The 16738-nt window shown below is 40.6% G+C and carries 14 protein-coding genes; 1 reads left to right on the top strand and 13 read right to left on the bottom strand.

Features of this window, described 5'->3' with window-relative positions; all coding sequences use genetic code 11:
- Positions 1 to 290 precede the first annotated feature (290 nt).
- The 11 genes from nhaC to CJ483_RS18825 all read right to left on the bottom strand — a co-directional run bounded on the left by nhaC (position 291) and on the right by CJ483_RS18825 (position 13781).
- On the bottom strand, positions 291 to 1736 hold the full coding sequence (gene nhaC / locus CJ483_RS18875; RefSeq protein WP_041098754.1) for a Na+/H+ antiporter NhaC: 1446 nt from the start codon (positions 1734 to 1736) through the stop codon (positions 291 to 293).
- Between the two features lie 197 nt (positions 1737 to 1933).
- The gene (locus tag CJ483_RS18870; RefSeq protein WP_120036609.1) at positions 1934 to 3415 is read right to left on the bottom strand and encodes an aldehyde dehydrogenase family protein; all 1482 of its coding nucleotides are present in this window, start codon (positions 3413 to 3415) and stop codon (positions 1934 to 1936) included.
- Between the two features lie 85 nt (positions 3416 to 3500).
- A complete protein-coding gene (locus CJ483_RS18865; protein WP_041098758.1) occupies positions 3501 to 4880 on the bottom strand; it encodes an aminotransferase family protein in 1380 nt (459 codons plus the stop codon).
- Positions 4881 to 5028: 148 nt separating this feature from the next.
- The gene (locus CJ483_RS18860; RefSeq protein ID WP_120036608.1) at positions 5029 to 6399 is read right to left on the bottom strand and encodes a purine-cytosine permease family protein; all 1371 of its coding nucleotides are present in this window, start codon (positions 6397 to 6399) and stop codon (positions 5029 to 5031) included.
- An 81-nt stretch (positions 6400 to 6480) separates the two neighbouring features.
- Positions 6481 to 7599 (bottom strand): class II histone deacetylase, encoded by a 1119-nt coding sequence (locus tag CJ483_RS18855; protein WP_120036607.1) that lies wholly within the window; start codon positions 7597 to 7599, stop codon positions 6481 to 6483.
- A 47-nt stretch (positions 7600 to 7646) separates the two neighbouring features.
- Positions 7647 to 9089 carry an amino acid permease gene (locus CJ483_RS18850; RefSeq protein WP_120036606.1) on the bottom strand — a complete coding sequence of 481 codons (1443 nt, stop codon included), beginning with the start codon at positions 9087 to 9089 and terminating at the stop codon, positions 7647 to 7649.
- A 742-nt stretch (positions 9090 to 9831) separates the two neighbouring features.
- The gene (locus CJ483_RS18845) at positions 9832 to 10521 is read right to left on the bottom strand and encodes a DUF1028 domain-containing protein (RefSeq protein WP_041098764.1); all 690 of its coding nucleotides are present in this window, start codon (positions 10519 to 10521) and stop codon (positions 9832 to 9834) included.
- A 97-nt stretch (positions 10522 to 10618) separates the two neighbouring features.
- The gene (locus CJ483_RS18840; protein ID WP_041098767.1) at positions 10619 to 11065 is read right to left on the bottom strand and encodes a RidA family protein; all 447 of its coding nucleotides are present in this window, start codon (positions 11063 to 11065) and stop codon (positions 10619 to 10621) included.
- A 58-nt stretch (positions 11066 to 11123) separates the two neighbouring features.
- The gene (locus CJ483_RS18835) at positions 11124 to 11696 is read right to left on the bottom strand and encodes an FAD synthetase family protein (protein WP_041098769.1); all 573 of its coding nucleotides are present in this window, start codon (positions 11694 to 11696) and stop codon (positions 11124 to 11126) included.
- A gap of 28 nt (positions 11697 to 11724) precedes the next feature.
- Positions 11725 to 13188 (bottom strand): 4-hydroxyphenylacetate 3-hydroxylase family protein, encoded by a 1464-nt coding sequence (locus CJ483_RS18830; protein ID WP_041098771.1) that lies wholly within the window; start codon positions 13186 to 13188, stop codon positions 11725 to 11727.
- A 77-nt stretch (positions 13189 to 13265) separates the two neighbouring features.
- Complete coding sequence (locus tag CJ483_RS18825) at positions 13266 to 13781, bottom strand: flavin reductase family protein (protein WP_120036605.1); 516 nt, start codon at positions 13779 to 13781, stop codon at positions 13266 to 13268.
- A 258-nt stretch (positions 13782 to 14039) separates the two neighbouring features.
- Between CJ483_RS18825 and CJ483_RS18815 the strand changes: the two genes are divergently transcribed.
- Positions 14040 to 15341 carry a helix-turn-helix domain-containing protein gene (locus CJ483_RS18815; RefSeq protein ID WP_120036603.1) on the top strand — a complete coding sequence of 434 codons (1302 nt, stop codon included), beginning with the start codon at positions 14040 to 14042 and terminating at the stop codon, positions 15339 to 15341.
- 99 nt (positions 15342 to 15440) lie between these two features.
- Here the strand turns inward: CJ483_RS18815 and fdhD are convergent, their stop codons facing one another.
- Both fdhD and CJ483_RS18805 read right to left on the bottom strand, forming a co-directional pair.
- Positions 15441 to 16253, bottom strand: a complete 813-nt coding sequence (gene fdhD / locus CJ483_RS18810; RefSeq protein ID WP_120036602.1) for a formate dehydrogenase accessory sulfurtransferase FdhD — start codon at positions 16251 to 16253, stop codon at positions 15441 to 15443.
- A 12-nt stretch (positions 16254 to 16265) separates the two neighbouring features.
- Complete coding sequence (locus CJ483_RS18805) at positions 16266 to 16610, bottom strand: Na-translocating system protein MpsC family protein (protein ID WP_041098779.1); 345 nt, start codon at positions 16608 to 16610, stop codon at positions 16266 to 16268.
- Positions 16611 to 16738: the final 128 nt, after the last annotated feature.

Here is a 16738-nt window from a genome sequence, read left to right as displayed (position 1 = left end):
TCAACAATGTTATAAAATATTTCAAACAATCAGAATTCTTAACTTTTAAAAGTATTCAACGATCTAAGGAAAAGGCAATACAAAGATTGAGAAATAATACTACACCTATGGCTAATATAACTCCCCGACCAGCAACAGCCGCCGCCAAGCCTATCTTTCTTTTAGTTGTTTAGTAATCCTCCCATTGTTAAACAAGACTTTTAATACGTTACTCAAATATCTGCGTTACTCTATGGGAAGTTTTCATTGAATCAATTATGTTTCACTTAAGCTGAAAATCTGTCCGACATTTAGATATCAATTGCTTTTTTTACGTTAACATCTATTTCTTTCGTTTGTTCTTCTAATGGCAGGCGGTTAATCTTTATATTGAAATAACCAAAAATAATTGCTACGAAAGTACTGATATAGCAAAAAAATGCATAAGGGGCATATTCAACTGCAGAAACGCCAAGCACAGAGAACATAAAAATCCCGCAAGTGGTCCAAGGCATAAGACAGGCTGTTACTGTTCCGCAATCTTCTAACGTACGTCCAAGCAGCTTGGGATGCAGCCCTCGCTGTTTATATTCATTTAAATACATGCGTCCCGGAATAATAACAGACATGAATTGATCGCAGCCGACAATATTGGAGGTAATACATGTACCTGCAGTGGCCGCTATTAGGCTGCCCGTTCGCTTGACTTTACTAAGCAGCGGGCCGAGAATCGCTTCCAATATCTTTGCTTTCTCAAGTACGCCACCAAATGATAAAGCAATCAGAATAAGAGAAACCGTATACATCATTGCCTGAATGCCGCCTTGGTTTAATAATTCATCGGTTATATCATATCCTGTATCGGCAGTATAACCGGAATTCATGACGGTGATTATATCTCCCAGTGAAATGTGCTGGACAAAAAGAGCACAGAATGTACCAACAAGAACGCCGACAGTTAGACCAGGAATAGCTGGTATTTTTAATACAAAAATTAATACAATAACTAAAAGCGGAAGCAATAAAAACGGTGAAATAACAAACTGATCAGAAAGAATTTCTCTGATTTTGACAACTTGTGTTAAATCGGTACTTTCTCCACGAAATCTAAATCCAAGGAATGTATAAATTAAAAGCGAGATAATAAGAGTAGGAACTGTAGTGTTCATTAAATTCCGAATATGTTCAAAGAGGTCTACATTTACAACTGCTGAAGTGAAATTTGTTACATCTGACAACGGACTCATTTTATCGCCAAAATATACACCCGAGACAACTGCTCCGGCAACCATCGGTAAAGGAATCCCTAAGCCATGACCAATTCCCATCAGGGCTACACCAATGGTGCCAGCGGCAAACCAGGCATTTCCTGCTATACTGACAAGCACTGAAATCAGGCAGGCAGTAACCAAAAAATACGTTGGAGACAGAATCCCTAAACCATAATAAACCATTGAAGGAACAATACCAGAAGCTACCCATGAACCAATAAACGCTCCGATAATCACCAGTATAAGCAAGGCCTTGATTGATACACTAATTGTTTTTGTTAAGTGCTCTTCAATTGAATTCCATTTATGTCCTAGCCTTAAAGCAACAATTACTGCAACCACCGTACTTAATAGAAGAGGAACATGCGGATCAGTGCCAAAAACTCCGATCCCTATTGCCAGAGCACAAGCCATAAATATAATCGGTACTAATGCGATCCAGACAGAAGGGTCCTTTGTCGTGTTCTTATTACTTTCTTGATTCATTGTTCTCACTCTCCATTTATTTTCATTGTGCTCCTGGCAACCGTTTCTTCAGAAAACGCTCCGTTTGGAAAACGTTTCCATAATAATTAAACGGGATAAAAAGCTGTTTAAAGAACATCTATCGAACAGTTCTTCGGAACAGCTTTTTCCATTTCATACTCTTTCCATAAAATTCTCTTATCCAATTTATCTTTTTATTAATCTAGACTTACCCATACACTTTTTACTTCTGTGTAATTTTCCAGTGCATAAGAACCCATCTCTCTTCCGAATCCCGATTCCTTATACCCGCCAAATGGAGAGGCTGGGTCGATCGCATCATAGCAGTTAATCCAAACACTTCCTGATTTCAATTGATTCGCTATATTGTGGGCTGTTTTTAAGTTTTCTGTCCAAACACCGGCACCTAGCCCATAGGCTGAACTGTTTGCCCGTTCAATCACTTCTTCTACCGAATCGTAAGACATAACAACAACGACCGGTCCAAAAATTTCTTCTTTGGCAATCGTCATATGCTCCTCTACATCTGTAAAGATTGTCGGTTCAATGAAGAAACCTTCTTCCCTCTTCCCACCGCCTGCAGCTAATTTCGCTCCTTCTTTGATTCCAATATTTATATACTCAAACACCCGGTCTTGTTGCTTTTTAGATACAAGAGGTCCCATCGTTGTTTCTTCATCAAGTCCGTTTCCAAGCTTAACCTCTTTCGCCAAAGCAACCATGCCAGAAATAACTTCTTCATATTGGCTTTTATGAACATATACTCTTGAACCGGCACTGCACACTTCTCCCTGATTAAACATAATTCCGGTAAATACACCTGGAATCGCTTTTGAGAGATCGGCATCTGGAAGAATAATATTAGGGGACTTTCCACCTAATTCAAGCGTCAAGCGCTTCATCGTGTCCGCAGCCTTTTTCATCAAATGCTTGCCAACAGCAGTAGAACCAGTAAACGCAAGCTTGTTTACATCTGGATGTTCTGCAAGCGCTTGTCCGGCTATCTGGCCAAATCCAGGGACGATATTCACTACACCAGCTGGAAATCCTGCTTTGTGAACAAGCTCGGCAAAATACAAAGCGGAAAGTGGTGTTTGTTCGGCAGGCTTCAATACAACTGTACATCCTGCTGCTAACGCTGGAGCAATTTTCCACGAGAGCATATTAACAGGGAAGTTCCATGGAATAATCTGCCCGACTACACCAACAGGTTCATGTCGTGTATAATTTAAGAAGTTTCCGGAAACAGGAATAGTCTGTCCCATGTTTTTTGTTGTCCATCCTGCAAAATATCGGAACATTTCGAATGTACCTGGTATATCAACTGTCCTGCATTCACTAATTGGCTTTCCATTGTCCAGCGTATCCAGCTGTGCAAACTCCTCTTTGTTTTCTTCAATAAGATCAGCTAGTTTAAAAAGCAGCTTAGCTTTTTCAGCTGCACTCATTCTTGACCAAGGACCTTCTTCAAACGCCTTTTTGGCTGCTTTCACAGCAAAATCAATGTCTTTTTCGCCCGCCTCATACACTGTTGCCAGTACTTCACCTGTAGCCGGATTAACTGTTTCAAATGTGCGTGAAGACGCAGATTCCACAAATTCCCCATTGATAAATAGCTTTTTTGTTCCCTTTAAAAATTCGCTTACTCTGCTGCTTATTTCCAACATCTGATTGGTCATTTTTAACCTTTCCTCCTTAGTTAAAAAATAAGCATGACAGAGAGCTGCTAAGCTGGTATATTCTCTGTCATGCTGTCATCATGTATTACTTAATTGTCTTTTCAAACTGAGTTACTGCTGCATCAATAATATTAATCATCTCTGAAACTTCTTCTTTGTTAATGATAAGCGGTGGCGCAATAGCAACAATATCTTTGCCTTTTTCAAAGTCTGCCGCTCTTAAAATTAAGTTGCGCTGGAAGCACTGCTCGACAACATAGGACGCCGGTCTGACTGTTTCTGCAAACGGGATATCTGCATCACGGTCTTGCTGAAGCTCAAACCCGGCAAGCAGCCCAACCGCTCTTGTTTTTGTAAAATAACGATGTTTATCTGTTAAATATTCAAAGCCTTTTTTCAGCTCTTTTTCCATATTGTTTACGTTTTCAAGAATGTTGTCGCGTTCAAGAATTTCGATTGTTTTTAATCCTACGGCACAAGCTGTCGGGTGTCCGCTGTACGTAAAGCCATGTCCCAAAATCTGGTCGTATTGGACGATCGTGTCTCTAATCTCCTTGTTCACTAATACTCCGCCTAACTGGGCATAGCCACTGGTAATCCCCTTCGCTACGCTCATAATATCAGGAACAACATCCCAGTTATCCACACCAAACATTTTTCCTGTTCGGCCAAATCCGCAAATCACCTCATCAGAAATCATTAAAATTTCATTTTCTTCACAAAGTGATTTCACTGCTTTTAAATAACCATCAGGAGAGACATGAACACCACCTGCACCTTGAATTGGCTCAAGAATAAGAGCAGCAATGGTGTCAGCTCCTTCTTTCGCAATCACATCGCGGATACACCCTTCATAATTTGGATCGCTCGTATCGCCTAGCTCACAATTCGTTAAATGTGATTTCGCTCTTACCATATCAGGGTCTTTTGAACCTGAAAAACTATGGAAACCGTCAATGCGTGTAGCAGTGCCGGCTGAAACTGTAGCACCATGATAACTGCGGCTAATGGAAATGATCTTTTTCTTGGCTGGACGGCCTTTTAAATTCCAATAAAAACGCGCCAATTTAAATGCTGTATCATTCGATTCAGATCCGCCCGAAGTAAAGAAGATAGCTTCTAAATCCCCCGGTGCAAGGGATACTACTTTTTCCGCGAGGCGTACTGCCTTTTCATTAGAATAACCGTAGAAAGAAGAACTGTAGGCAATAGTAGACATTTGATCGTAAGCCGCCTGGGCAATTTCTTTATTTCCATGCCCTAAGTTAACATTCCAAAGCATAGAAGCGCCATCAATATATGATTGGCCTTTAATATCCTTTACACGGATTCCTTGGCCCTCAGCGAAAATAATCTTAGGACCGTTTTCAATAAATGTTTTTGGAACTGTCGTTGGGTGTAAATAATGCTTCTTGTCTGCTTCAATTAACTGTTCAACGCTTGATAATTTTTGAGAAATAACCATGTTTATGCCTCCAGTTCTAATATTAAATAGAATGAGAGAAGTAAACTGCTCTCTTAATGAATTTTAAAGGAATATATAAAGAATAATTCCTTAATAAGAAAATACAGACTTTTCAGATAAGTGTCAAGAGTTTTTTTTCCTATATTTCTTATATCGCTTTCTTAATTGATTTCGGTGAAGAATGATCTTTAACCTTCTCAAAAGTGTAATACAAACTAAAGGAGATGAGGATTCCTACTAACCAGGCAACATCTAATCCATCCATCATTTTAGATATAGCCCCTTGATAGATTCCATTGTTGATAAATGGGATCTGACAGGCAATAGCTATTAGATAAATAGTTAATGAGCTGATTTTTAACTTTCTAAATGGCCCTTCTTTATCCATAAATTCATCCGGTTTATGGTCCTGACGCCGCAACAAATAAAAATCTGTTAAATTAATAACGCTCCATGGCACGATGAAGAAGAGAATAAACCCTAAATAGATTTGAAAGTTATTCATAAAGTTCCCCGCCCCAACAGTAGCTGCAAGGGCAAGAAGAACCCCAACGATAATACAAGTAAACACACGTATTTTAATGGTAGTTGCAAATTTGAAGAAGTTACTTGCTATTGATAAGGCAATAATTCCCGCCCCATAAATATTTAATGAATTAATAACAATTAATCCAAGAGATAGCAAAATAACAATCACTATGCCAATGCCATTACCCAATTCCTTTATTTGGGCCATTACGTTTCCATCTGCAACCATGCTTGCCAGGGCTGCCCCTAGAAGCATCAGCCAGACAGAACTCAAATAACTCCCTAAGTAAGTATAGGCAAAGGTTTTTTTAGATTCACTCGGGTGCATATATCTGGAGTGATCAGAAACATAGGGACCATAAGTAATCTGCCAAGTAACTGAGATCGAGGTAGCCAAAATAAACTCGCTAAAGGAGAAGCCTCCCCGGTTAAGCATTTCCATAGATACTTGACTGACTACAAGTATCGTCAGTGTCCCAAAAATCACCGTATAAGCAATGGTATACAGCTTCATCGATTTCTGAATTAATCGCTGGCCGTAGATCGCTAACAGCACCATTGGAATTAAACTGATGATAACAGTTAAATTAAGAGGAATGCCAAGCGTCTCGTAAATTCCCTGCCCTACTAATACTGTATTGCTTGCTCCATATCCTAAATACATCGTAAAAATGATCAGCATCGGCAGAATAACCCCAAAATATCCGAACTGTGCTCTGCTTTGCATTACTTGGGGAATGCCCAGCTTTGGCCCTTGAGCGGAATGAAGCGCCATTACTGTTGCTCCAATGGCATGCCCTAATAAAATCGACAGAGCAGCCCACCAAAAATTCAAGCCAACAATAACTGCTAGAGCTCCAGTTATGAGGGTAGTCGAAACTGTATTCGCAGCAAACCAAACAAAAAACAGCTCTTTCGGATTTCCTCTTCTTTCGTCTAAAGAAACATATTCATAACTTTTCTGCTCTATTGAATTAGAGTTAGCACTCACCTATCATTCCCCCCATCGCTTTAAAAGCTGTCCACAATATAGAGACACTGATTATTTTAAAGTTCATTCGCACAGCAATTATTACACCTGAACTCGAAGATTACTCCAAAATTCTGACTGAATATCGATAACATGATTGATCGCTTCTTTTTGATGATCATATACTTTATCAGGATATCCGTTTGACCCCGCAATGAAAGGATCTTCTACATTGCTTTGTATTTCACTTAACTCTTCAATAATACGGAGTGTACAAAATGGAACATAAGCATTGCTGTATCCGCCCTCATGACAAAAAACTAATTTTTTGCCGCAGTGTTTCGCAGCGATCTCCTTCATTACTTCCGTCATTTTTCCAAATCCTTCGGCCGTCACCCTCATTCTTCCCAGCGGATCAAATATGCTTGGGTCCTGCCCCGCTGAGACAATGACTAGTTCCGGTTTGAACTCGTCTGCTAACGGACGAATAATCGATTCAAAAACACTTAGGTAACCAGCATTGCTCATCCCCGGGGGCAAAGGGATATTCACATTATAGCCGCGTCCTTGTCCCTCTCCGACATCTGTGGCATACCCCGTATTACTCGGAAAGTTTAGGTCTTCGTGAACAGAAATAAACAAAACACCAGAGTCTTCATAAAATGCCTTTTCTGTTCCGTTTCCATGATGGACATCCCAATCAAGAACCATGATTCTTTTTAGTCCATATTTTTCCCTTACATATTTTGCAGCGATTACTACATTGTTAAAGAGGCAAAACCCGATTCCTTTGTCTGTTTCAGCATGATGTCCCGGCGGACGGGTAAGTGCATAAACATTTTCCACCTCTTCCCTCATAACCGCATCAACTGCTGTTAATGCGCCGCCTGTAGAAAGCAGGGCAATCTCATAAGACCCTCTTCCAACGATGGCATGGTCTCCTGCATCTCCGCCTGTCGTATCGCTCAGCAATTTAACCTTATTTATATAATCCGTTGTATGAAACAATTCAATCTCTTGTTTAGTGGCTGACCGCGGTTCAATTTTATTTAGCTTTTTCATCAATCCGCATCTTTCTAGTAAATTGTTCACCCGTCTCTTCGTTGCAGGATCTTCGGAGAAAACATCCTTCTCTAAATAGCCGCCAGAGGGCAAATATAATGTGCCACTCCCCGTATCGTGCCAGAAATAACTCTCATCATAAATATATCCTGTTTTCATTTTCACACCCCTCAAACCTTATTATTCTATTTAAGCCCACGGGCTCTTTACCCCTTAGATGCGTCCACATATTCTGCTTCTTGCTCCATAGGGGAGCTCTCTGACTGCTTGCTATACCTACTGCGTAACATATAAGCTATCAGAATTATCGCAAAGCTGGTCAGGCTTAGGAAAACTTGTGAACGTGTACCTGAGATCCATATCATCGCTCCAACCACTGTCAACATCCATGCAATAGTTATATAAGACAAATAAGGAAATAACCACATTCTCAACTGCAATTTCTCAGGTGCTTCCTGTTCCAGTCTACGCCGCAAACGAATTTGAGCAAAAGCAAGTATTAAGTAATAGAACAGCGAAATGGCTCCCGCTGAATTAATCAAAAACAGAAATACAGTTTCAGGAAAGAAGTAATTTAAGACAACACCTACATAGCCAAAAACCGTGCCGGCAAGTATGGCCCTTACCGGTACTCCCCGTTTATTCAATTTGACAAGGAATTTCGGGGCATCTCCTTTCTTAGTTAGAGCAAATAAGCTTCTAGATGTTATATAAAGACAAGAATTGAGCGAGCTAAGCACAGCAGTCAAAACAACCGCCTCCATAATGAATGGAGCAAAAGGAATACCTAATTGTTCTAATGCAATAGCAAAAGGACTTTGAATAGCAACGCCGGCGAACTTAAAGTTCCATGGCACAATAGCTACAATAAAAAAGACAGAAACTACATAAAAGAAAAAGATACGATACATGACTTGATTAGTGGCTTTTGCAGCATACTTAGCAGGCTGGTCAGATTCTGCAGCTGCAATAGTAGCAATTTCAGCTCCTCCCATTGAGAAGAGCACTGTCACACTTCCAACTAATGCAGCAACAGTTCCGTTAGGGAAAAAACCTCCCGCAGAGTATAAGTTTGAAAGACCTGGTGATTCACCAGGCCATAATCCAAGCAGATAGATGGCACCAAGTGTAATGAAGAAAATAATCGCAAATATTTTTATAGAGGCAAACCAAAATTCAGTTTCAGCAAAAGAACGCACCGAATAAAGGTTTGTTAAGGTAAGAACAACTAACAGTATGAAGCATAGAAACCAAGGAGGTATATTCGGAAAATAGTTTACTAGAATGCCAGCCCCTGCTACCGCTTCAATCGCAGCTACAATGACCCACATATACCAATAAAGCCAGCCGACACTAAACCCCGCCCAGTTTCCTAAACCTGCGCGGGCGTATTCGGAAATAGAACCGGCAGTCGGATAGGCCACCGCCATTTCACCAATCATACGCATCACTAAAAATAACAGCCCGCCAGATAGGATATAACTAACAACTGCTGCTGGTCCGGTGGCATTAATCACTGCTCCGCTTCCAACAAAAAGCCCAGCCCCAATGATCCCGCCGAGCGCTATCATTGTTACATGTCGGTTCTTTAACGTACTTTGCAGCTGTCCTTCTGTGTGGAGGTCTTGCTGGATACGATTGCTCTCCATTACTCCCCCTCTTTTCTCTAGCTTATTTAATCAAACAATTCACTCTCTTCATATTCTGCATTGAAGAATCCGCTTACAATATTTAAGTCAAAAAAACAATATTCAGTCTAAATCAAAGACAGTAAGTTTCCTGAGGCTCTTGATTTATTACCTCTCTTCTCCCTTCTTTTAATTGAGTTTTTTAAATAAAGGAATAAATCCTTAAATGTTCCTTATAAAAATCATACATCCCATTTTTAGCGGTGTCAATATTTATTTGAATATTATAAAAATTTAAACTTACGTATTGTTGTCTCATATAATGCTAAATTTTTTCTTAAGCAGCGCTGATTTGGAAATTCATGGTTCAGTCATTTCGCAAGGGTTTAAAATAATATCTAACTCCTCGGTTAATAAGGCTCCTCTATTCGCACTTTATTCTCTAGCATCTTTATCCCATCTTGTTTTTTGTATTTTAAAAAGATACTAAAAACAGGGAGCTGGTTTTTCATCCAATATACCAGCTCCCTTCCTATTTAAAATGAGAAGCAGAATACAATAACATGACCGCTTTTCTACTAGATATCTCTTTTTACCGTTCTTCTACCATTGATAGTTTACCAAGACCTCCATCTGCCCCGCTGCCTTACTTCTTTCCCGACCCTTTTATTTTAGCCGGCTCTAAATATTTACAGCATCGTTCCCAATCATTTTCAGATCTATACTTTTCAATTCTTTAACCACTCATATGGATTCTTTGCAATTATTCGTCACCTTTTACTCCATAAGAAGGTGCGCGTTCCGGCTCAATGGCTCTAATCTTATAATCCATTGCCTGCGGACTGTAAATCTCCCACAGCTTCTTCAAATCCTGAAGCGGATCTTCACTGTAATCCACCCGTAGATCAACATAAGCAAACGGCGCATCTGGATGATAGACTAAAAGAGCAATAGAATGCTCATCATCTAATTCCCCGCCCATATTAAATCCGAGTTCGATCGCCGAAATTAAGCGCTCAGGCAATGGAAGATCTTTACGATCCATAAAGCGCTGGCCCATTGCAATTGGAATAGATGGATCGCTTAACAGATTACCAATGCTTGCTACGTCCTCGGCATAAAACTCTCCATGCACACCGAGCGCTTTTTCACCTGTAAATACACTCGATCCACCTTTTGCATCGACAACAGCCAGCTGTCTGAATTCTGGAAAGTCCGAAGCAGCCATCATCGTGCGGATCGCTGCTTGTGCATTATATCCCTTTTCCATAGCAGATAGCCCGATAGCTGCCAGACGTGGATCGGTTACATTCTGCGTGAGAATAACTCCTACATTCGACTTGACCCAGGGACACCTTGCCCCAACAGATGGACTGCTGGAAGTTACGACCGCTCCCAAAGCTCCTGTTGCTGCACAACGTCCCGCTACAGAAAATGTACTCGTTATCTTCATTTTGATTTCCTCCTTAAAAGATAAGGAGCAACAAATATAGCTCTTCCTAATGTTGCTGCTCCAGCCATGCAATTATAGTGAAGCAAGACTGCTTGGCTTACTTATCGTCGCTGATGATAGCTTCTACATCAATTTCCACAAGCATTTCAGGAAGAGCCAGCCCGTTAACAACTAACCCAGTACTTACCGGGTATACACCTTTAAAATGTTTAGCGATGACACTGTAAACATCTTTCCGATAATTCCGGTCCGTTACATAGGTTGTGAGTTTACAAACGTCTGTCATCTTTCCCCCAGCTTCTTCAAGAAGCTGCTTAATGCAGCGGCAAGCGTTTTCTGTTTGGGCAATAACATCGTTCTCTCCATGGAAATTCCCGTCTAAATCAAATGCTGTCTGACCTCTCATGAATATGCGGTTCCCAGCACGAACAACCATTGAAAACTCATTGGCTACATGATGAGATTCTTCTCCCATATGAGAGGGATAAAACTTGTTTGTTTCAAACTTGCGAAATCTTTTAATTTCCACTGTCTCAGTTTTCATCGTTTTCCTTCTCCTTTGCTTCTAACATAAATTAGTACAAAAAAATGAAATTTGGCCTTTATGAATTTGCAACATAAGATTTTTCCAAAATAGATCCATTAAAGCGCTCTTCCCCCAGCAGCTTTGCTGCCTGAGAGAATTTCCCCTGCTTTAACAGGCCGCGTATCCGAGTGGAAGAAATCATTTCTCCTTGCTCACATGTTAACGGCTGTACAATACCTATATTGAAGTAACGGCGCAACACTTCGATTGTGCCTTTTCTATTTTTACCAAAGAGAAAATTTGGGCCCTCCCATACTTCAAGGGGATTCATTTCTTGTATTTCCTCAATAAAATCTGGTACTTCTTGTTTCATGAACGCCTCATTAAACGGGCCGACAATCACATGGTCAACCCTGAGCATGTCAAGCCGCTGCAACTTTTCTTCTACTGTCATTAAGAGCTGGCAGCCTGTAAAAAACACTTTGGGAGGAGGATCAAAGGTATAGACAACAAAAGGTACCTCAAGCTTTTTAGCCCGTTCTTTTGCTTTTAGTAATAAGGCCTGATGTCCCCTGTGAATCCCATCAAGAGCGCCGATTGTCAGAACAGATGCAGGCAGCTTCAACGTACCTGGTGTGTGAATATCCAATGAAACCTTCCCCTTTCTATTTTTAAGATTACAAATTAGTAACAGCTATGGATGGCTTCAAATCAGCTGCTTTACGAACGAGCTCACGCTGGTTTTCTGCATCGAAGTTGCTGAAAACAGCCATTTGCTGAGCGAACGGCGGGCTTTGCGCAAACAATTCAAACGTTGTTCTATGCCCTGCATAGGAAGAATTTAAAAGGTCCCTTGCAAAATACAGTAATTTCCCTCTCTCTTCCGGACTCCATTCACCAACAGAATAATACTTATCGATATATTCCTGGACCGACGGATCAGCCATCGTTGTTGAATCCGGTGTTACAGCTAATTGCCCACCAACGAGCTCTCTCGTTAAATGAGCCATGGCCGGGAAGTTCGACAAGGCAAACACACGTCCAGTGTAAAGCAGAGATTGATTCGGCATCATTAAACCGCCCGGGCTCACTTCTGCATTGGCCACTGCCGCTGTTAAGTGAGCATTGATACTTTCACGGTAATTGATTAATTGCGAAACTTTTTCCTTTACTGCTTGGAGTTGAGTAAGTCCTGTTTGTTCTACATTAAGCAAAGCTACTCCAATTAAATAATCAGCTCGGCGCAGCATTCTGAGTGTATAGTTAAAGGCAGAATAACGGTGCAATGTTGAACGGATGTAAGCAGCTGATTCTAAAGAACGGTGAAACAACACATTTTCCCATGGAATAAGCACATTATCGAAAATAAGTAGCGTATCAATTTCTTCAAATTTAGTTGCGATTGGATAATCTGTTTCATTTTTATTGGTGCCGAGCGAAGAACGGCAAATGTGCTTCAATCCAGGCGCTCCCATGTCACAAATGAATCCGCACGCGAAAGGAGCCATTTTTTCTGACCCTGCATTCCAATCCAAGATGGTTGGTTTAACGAAAGCCTGGTGAGCGTAAGCAGCTGCTGTTTCGAATTTAGCTCCTTTTACGACAATACCTCTGTCGTTTTCTTCAACAACATGAAGCAATGTGCCGCCGTCTTCTCCGCTGAACAGCTTGCTGCGATCGCCCTTCGGATCTGTATTAGCAGAAACATGGAATAAATCCTCTCTTGCCACGCGATCGATATGATAATCAATGTTCTTTGCATACGTAGGGTCAATTTCATTCAATTTGTCCTTCGCATCGTATAAAGACCACATTTCACCGATCGTTTCATCACCGACACGGTAAACGACCCCGCCAAGATCATCCAGTACAGTTTCCACGTGGGTACGGATTGCTGTTAAATCTTCTTTTGTTTTCGGTGTCTTATATGCACGAGAAACAACTTCTCCATCCTCCAGTGTCGTTGTTAAAATATCCTTATATTGCGCTTCATGAGCCATATCATACATTCTGGCTTTCACATCAATAATTGGCTTAAACGATGGATGTTCTGCCACATTTGTAACCTTCTCACCATCAATGTAAATCTCCCGGCCATCATTCAGTGATTCGCGGTATTGTTTGCCCGTCATTAAGGCCATATTTTTTTCCTCCCTATATATTTAGCTTTTAATCTTCTTTAAAAAGACTTATAGATCCTAAAATATTTAACACACTGCTATTCAGCAGGTTTAAATTTGCCGAACTTTCCTCTGAAATAAGCTAATGGATTTCCGTCTTCTGCATTGGCTTTTTGAACTTCCGCAAGAAAAACGGAATGGGTGCCGCCAGCTACTTCTTCGACTACCCGGCATTCAACTTGTGCCAGCGTGCCATTCAACACCGGATTTCCAAGTTCACCGTAGGACATCTCCACACCTTTAAACTTCTCTGTATTTGCTCTTGCAAACTGCATTGCCAGCTCACTTTGCTGCTCTGCAAGAATATTTACAGTGAAAGAGCCTTTTTTAGAAATGGCGTGACATGTACCAGTGCTTCTATTAGCGCAGATAAGCAGCATTGGTGGATCTAGCGAGACAGAACTTACCGCACTGGCCGTAATGCCGTAATCCACTTCCTCGTCTCTTACGGTAATGATCGATACACCGCTAGTAAAATGGCCAATTACATTCCTAAACTCTTCAGAGCTTACTAACCGCTTAGAGCTATTCTCTTTGGAAGAAAGTGTACTCATTCCGTTGCCTCCTTTTTAATTAAGGAATTATTCTTAATATGTTCCTTAATTAAAATATATAGATTTTCAATTAGAAAGTCAACGAAATTTTCTAAAAATTCTATTTCTATTTTCTTTTTAAAATCTAGACTTTTTGTCGAATGTCCAGAAAGAAGAAGGAATAGTTGAAAAGCATAAACGTTTATGCTAATAGTTCCCGTAGTTGTTATAATTAAAGAAGAGTAAATATACATAATTTTGAACGAGGTGGTAGCAAATATGAAACCAAGAGCGGGCATCGTCGGACCGAGCAACTCTGTCCAGCTTATATCTGACATTGCAGAAGAATACAGCGACAAACTCCTTCCTATTCCATTTGTTTATCAAAACACTGAAGAAACCACTCATATTTTACAAGAAAACCAAGACCAGGCGGATCTGTGGGTATTTGCGGGTCCCGCCCTCTATACCCCTTCCCGGAAAAGCGGAGCGAAGCAGCCGTTTTTCTATCTTCATTTGGACGGATCGAGTCTTACGAAAACGCTTGTGGAGATTGGCTATAAAGATAAGAAGAGCCTCGAGCATGTAAGTATTGATATGCTATCAAAGCGTGATGTATATGAAACCTACCGAGACCTTAATATCCCTATTGAGCATGTCTATGTTCATGAATATTCACATGATACTCCCATTGCAGACCTTCTAGCTTTTCATAAAAAGCTATTTGAGGAAGAGAAAGTAGAGATTTGCATTACTTGTTTGCGTTCTATATATGAAGATTTGTGTTTAGAGGGGATTCCTGCCTACTGGGTGACTCCGACACGAAGTAATATTCGCGATACCTTAACAGAGGCGATTCAAAAATGGGAGACTATGCATTTTAAGCAGTCACAAATAGCTGCGCTGCTCGTAAAGGTAGAGATTATGGAGAAAAAAGCAGATTACCATATGGTATCATACGATCAGCATCGCTTAAATTTAGAACTGCAATCGGCCGTATTGAATTTTTCAGAATCGATATCCGGATCATTCATGTCTCTCGGTGTTGGTGTCTTTATCATTTTCTCGACGAGAGGTTCCTTGCAGGATTCAGAACAACAAATCGGTGCCCTGTTAGAAAGGTTAGCATTAATTACGGAATTGCCGTCTAATATAGGCATTGGCTATGGAGACACAGCACTTGTAGCAGAGGAAAATGCCCGGCTTGCCTTAAATCATGCCCAAAATTACGATGCATTTTGCGCTTTTCTCGTTGACAACAATGGGACAATTGAAGGTCCACTTAAGGAAAGAGAAAATATCTCGTTTGGATACCGTACAGAAAACAAGGAGATTAGTGAAAAGCTAACACGCTGTGGAGTAACAATTACTACATTTAACAAAATTTTGTCTGTACAAAAAAGAATGGGGAATCATTCCATCACTGCTGCCAATGTTGCAGAGTGGTTAAAAATGACACCAAGAAATGCACGTCGGATTCTTAATGGTTTGGTAGATCAAGGAATCGCAGAAATTATTGGTGAAGAAGCCCCTACATCGAAGGGACGTCCAAGAAAAATATATCGGGTGAGTATGGAGTAGAACGACTCTCCCACTCGTCTGTGAACGGAAAAAGGTTTTTCACAAATCTAATCTCGATTTGTGAAAAACCTTCTCTATGAAAAATTTGGATTTTATAGTCTATTTGCCGGCAGAGGGTGCATTCATGTTAATCCTCTCCGGGCACGTATACACATTGAACGATTGATTGCGGACAAATCCTACAGCTGTAACCCCTAATTCTTCGGCCAATTGTAAAGCGAGTTCTGTAGGCGCCGACTTTGTCAAGACGACTTCGCAGCCGATTTTGGCTACCTTCGACAAGATTTCCGAAGATAAACGGCCACTGAATACAAGGACTTTATCGCTAATAGAAATTTCATTTCTTATGCAATAACCATAAATTTTATCAAGCGCATTATGGCGGCCAATGTCCATTCGGCTTAGTATTATTCCATCTTTATTACATAAAGCAGCGTTATGAACACCGCCTGTCTCCTGAAAGAGAGCGGCCGACTCCTGCATTTCATTCATGAGGCGAAAACAATCCTCAGGCGTGAGAGTGACGTGAATCCCCTTCATTTTCTTAGCGGTTAACGCATCGTTAACAAAAACAAATCCTTGTCTGCTCATGCCGCAGCAGGAAGTAATGTACCGTTTGCTCTGAAAGCGCTGCGAGTAAGGATTTAACTTATCCGTTTCCACATGAACATAGCCTTCCTTCTCTTGGACTCTCATCTCTTTAATGTCCTCGTAACGACGGACAATTCCTTCTGACGCCAAATAGCCAATTACCATGTCTTCAATATACTCAGGAGTACAAACCATCGTTACGAACTCTTCTCCGTTCATCTTGATCGTCACAGGGTATTCGGTCACAATGCGGTCCTCGACTTGCTCTGCCTGTCCGTTTGCAAAACGGAGAATCTTTCGTTTTACCTCTGTTTTGTTCACTGCTTTCACCTTCTAAATAATATTTTTATCAAAGACAAATACAGAAACAGCAATATCTTCTTCTACCTTAATATCAGAAAACAAATGAACGAGCTTTGCTCCAATCAGCTCTTCCAATCCCTCGGGTGGATTAGCTGCGTATACTTCTTGAATCAACTTTGTTCTGGCTGCATGCACCATCTCTTTTCCCTCTGGTGTTTTGGCAATGAATTTCTCTGTTGGCGTCAGATTGCCGTATAAAGTAGAAATAGCCATATTTTCAACGAACACACTATGAATGCGATCTGGTCCTTTTCCCAATAAATCTTTACGCAGCTTGCGAATGATATCATTAAATTCATGGATTTTTTTAGACATACCTTTAATCTCCCTGCCATTCACTTTTTAACTGAGCAATTAATATGCTCCCAATGATCTCGTACAGCCTTCCATCATGCTTTTGTTACAAAATAGTGCATCTTGTTTATTTTTCTTCTAAACACTAT

This window comes from Bacillus sp. PK3_68 (genome assembly GCF_003600835.1).
Lineage (GTDB): Bacteria > Bacillota > Bacilli > Bacillales > Domibacillaceae > Pseudobacillus.
The sequence above is the reverse complement of the archived record's forward strand: the minus strand, read 5'-3'. Positions and strand labels throughout refer to the sequence as shown.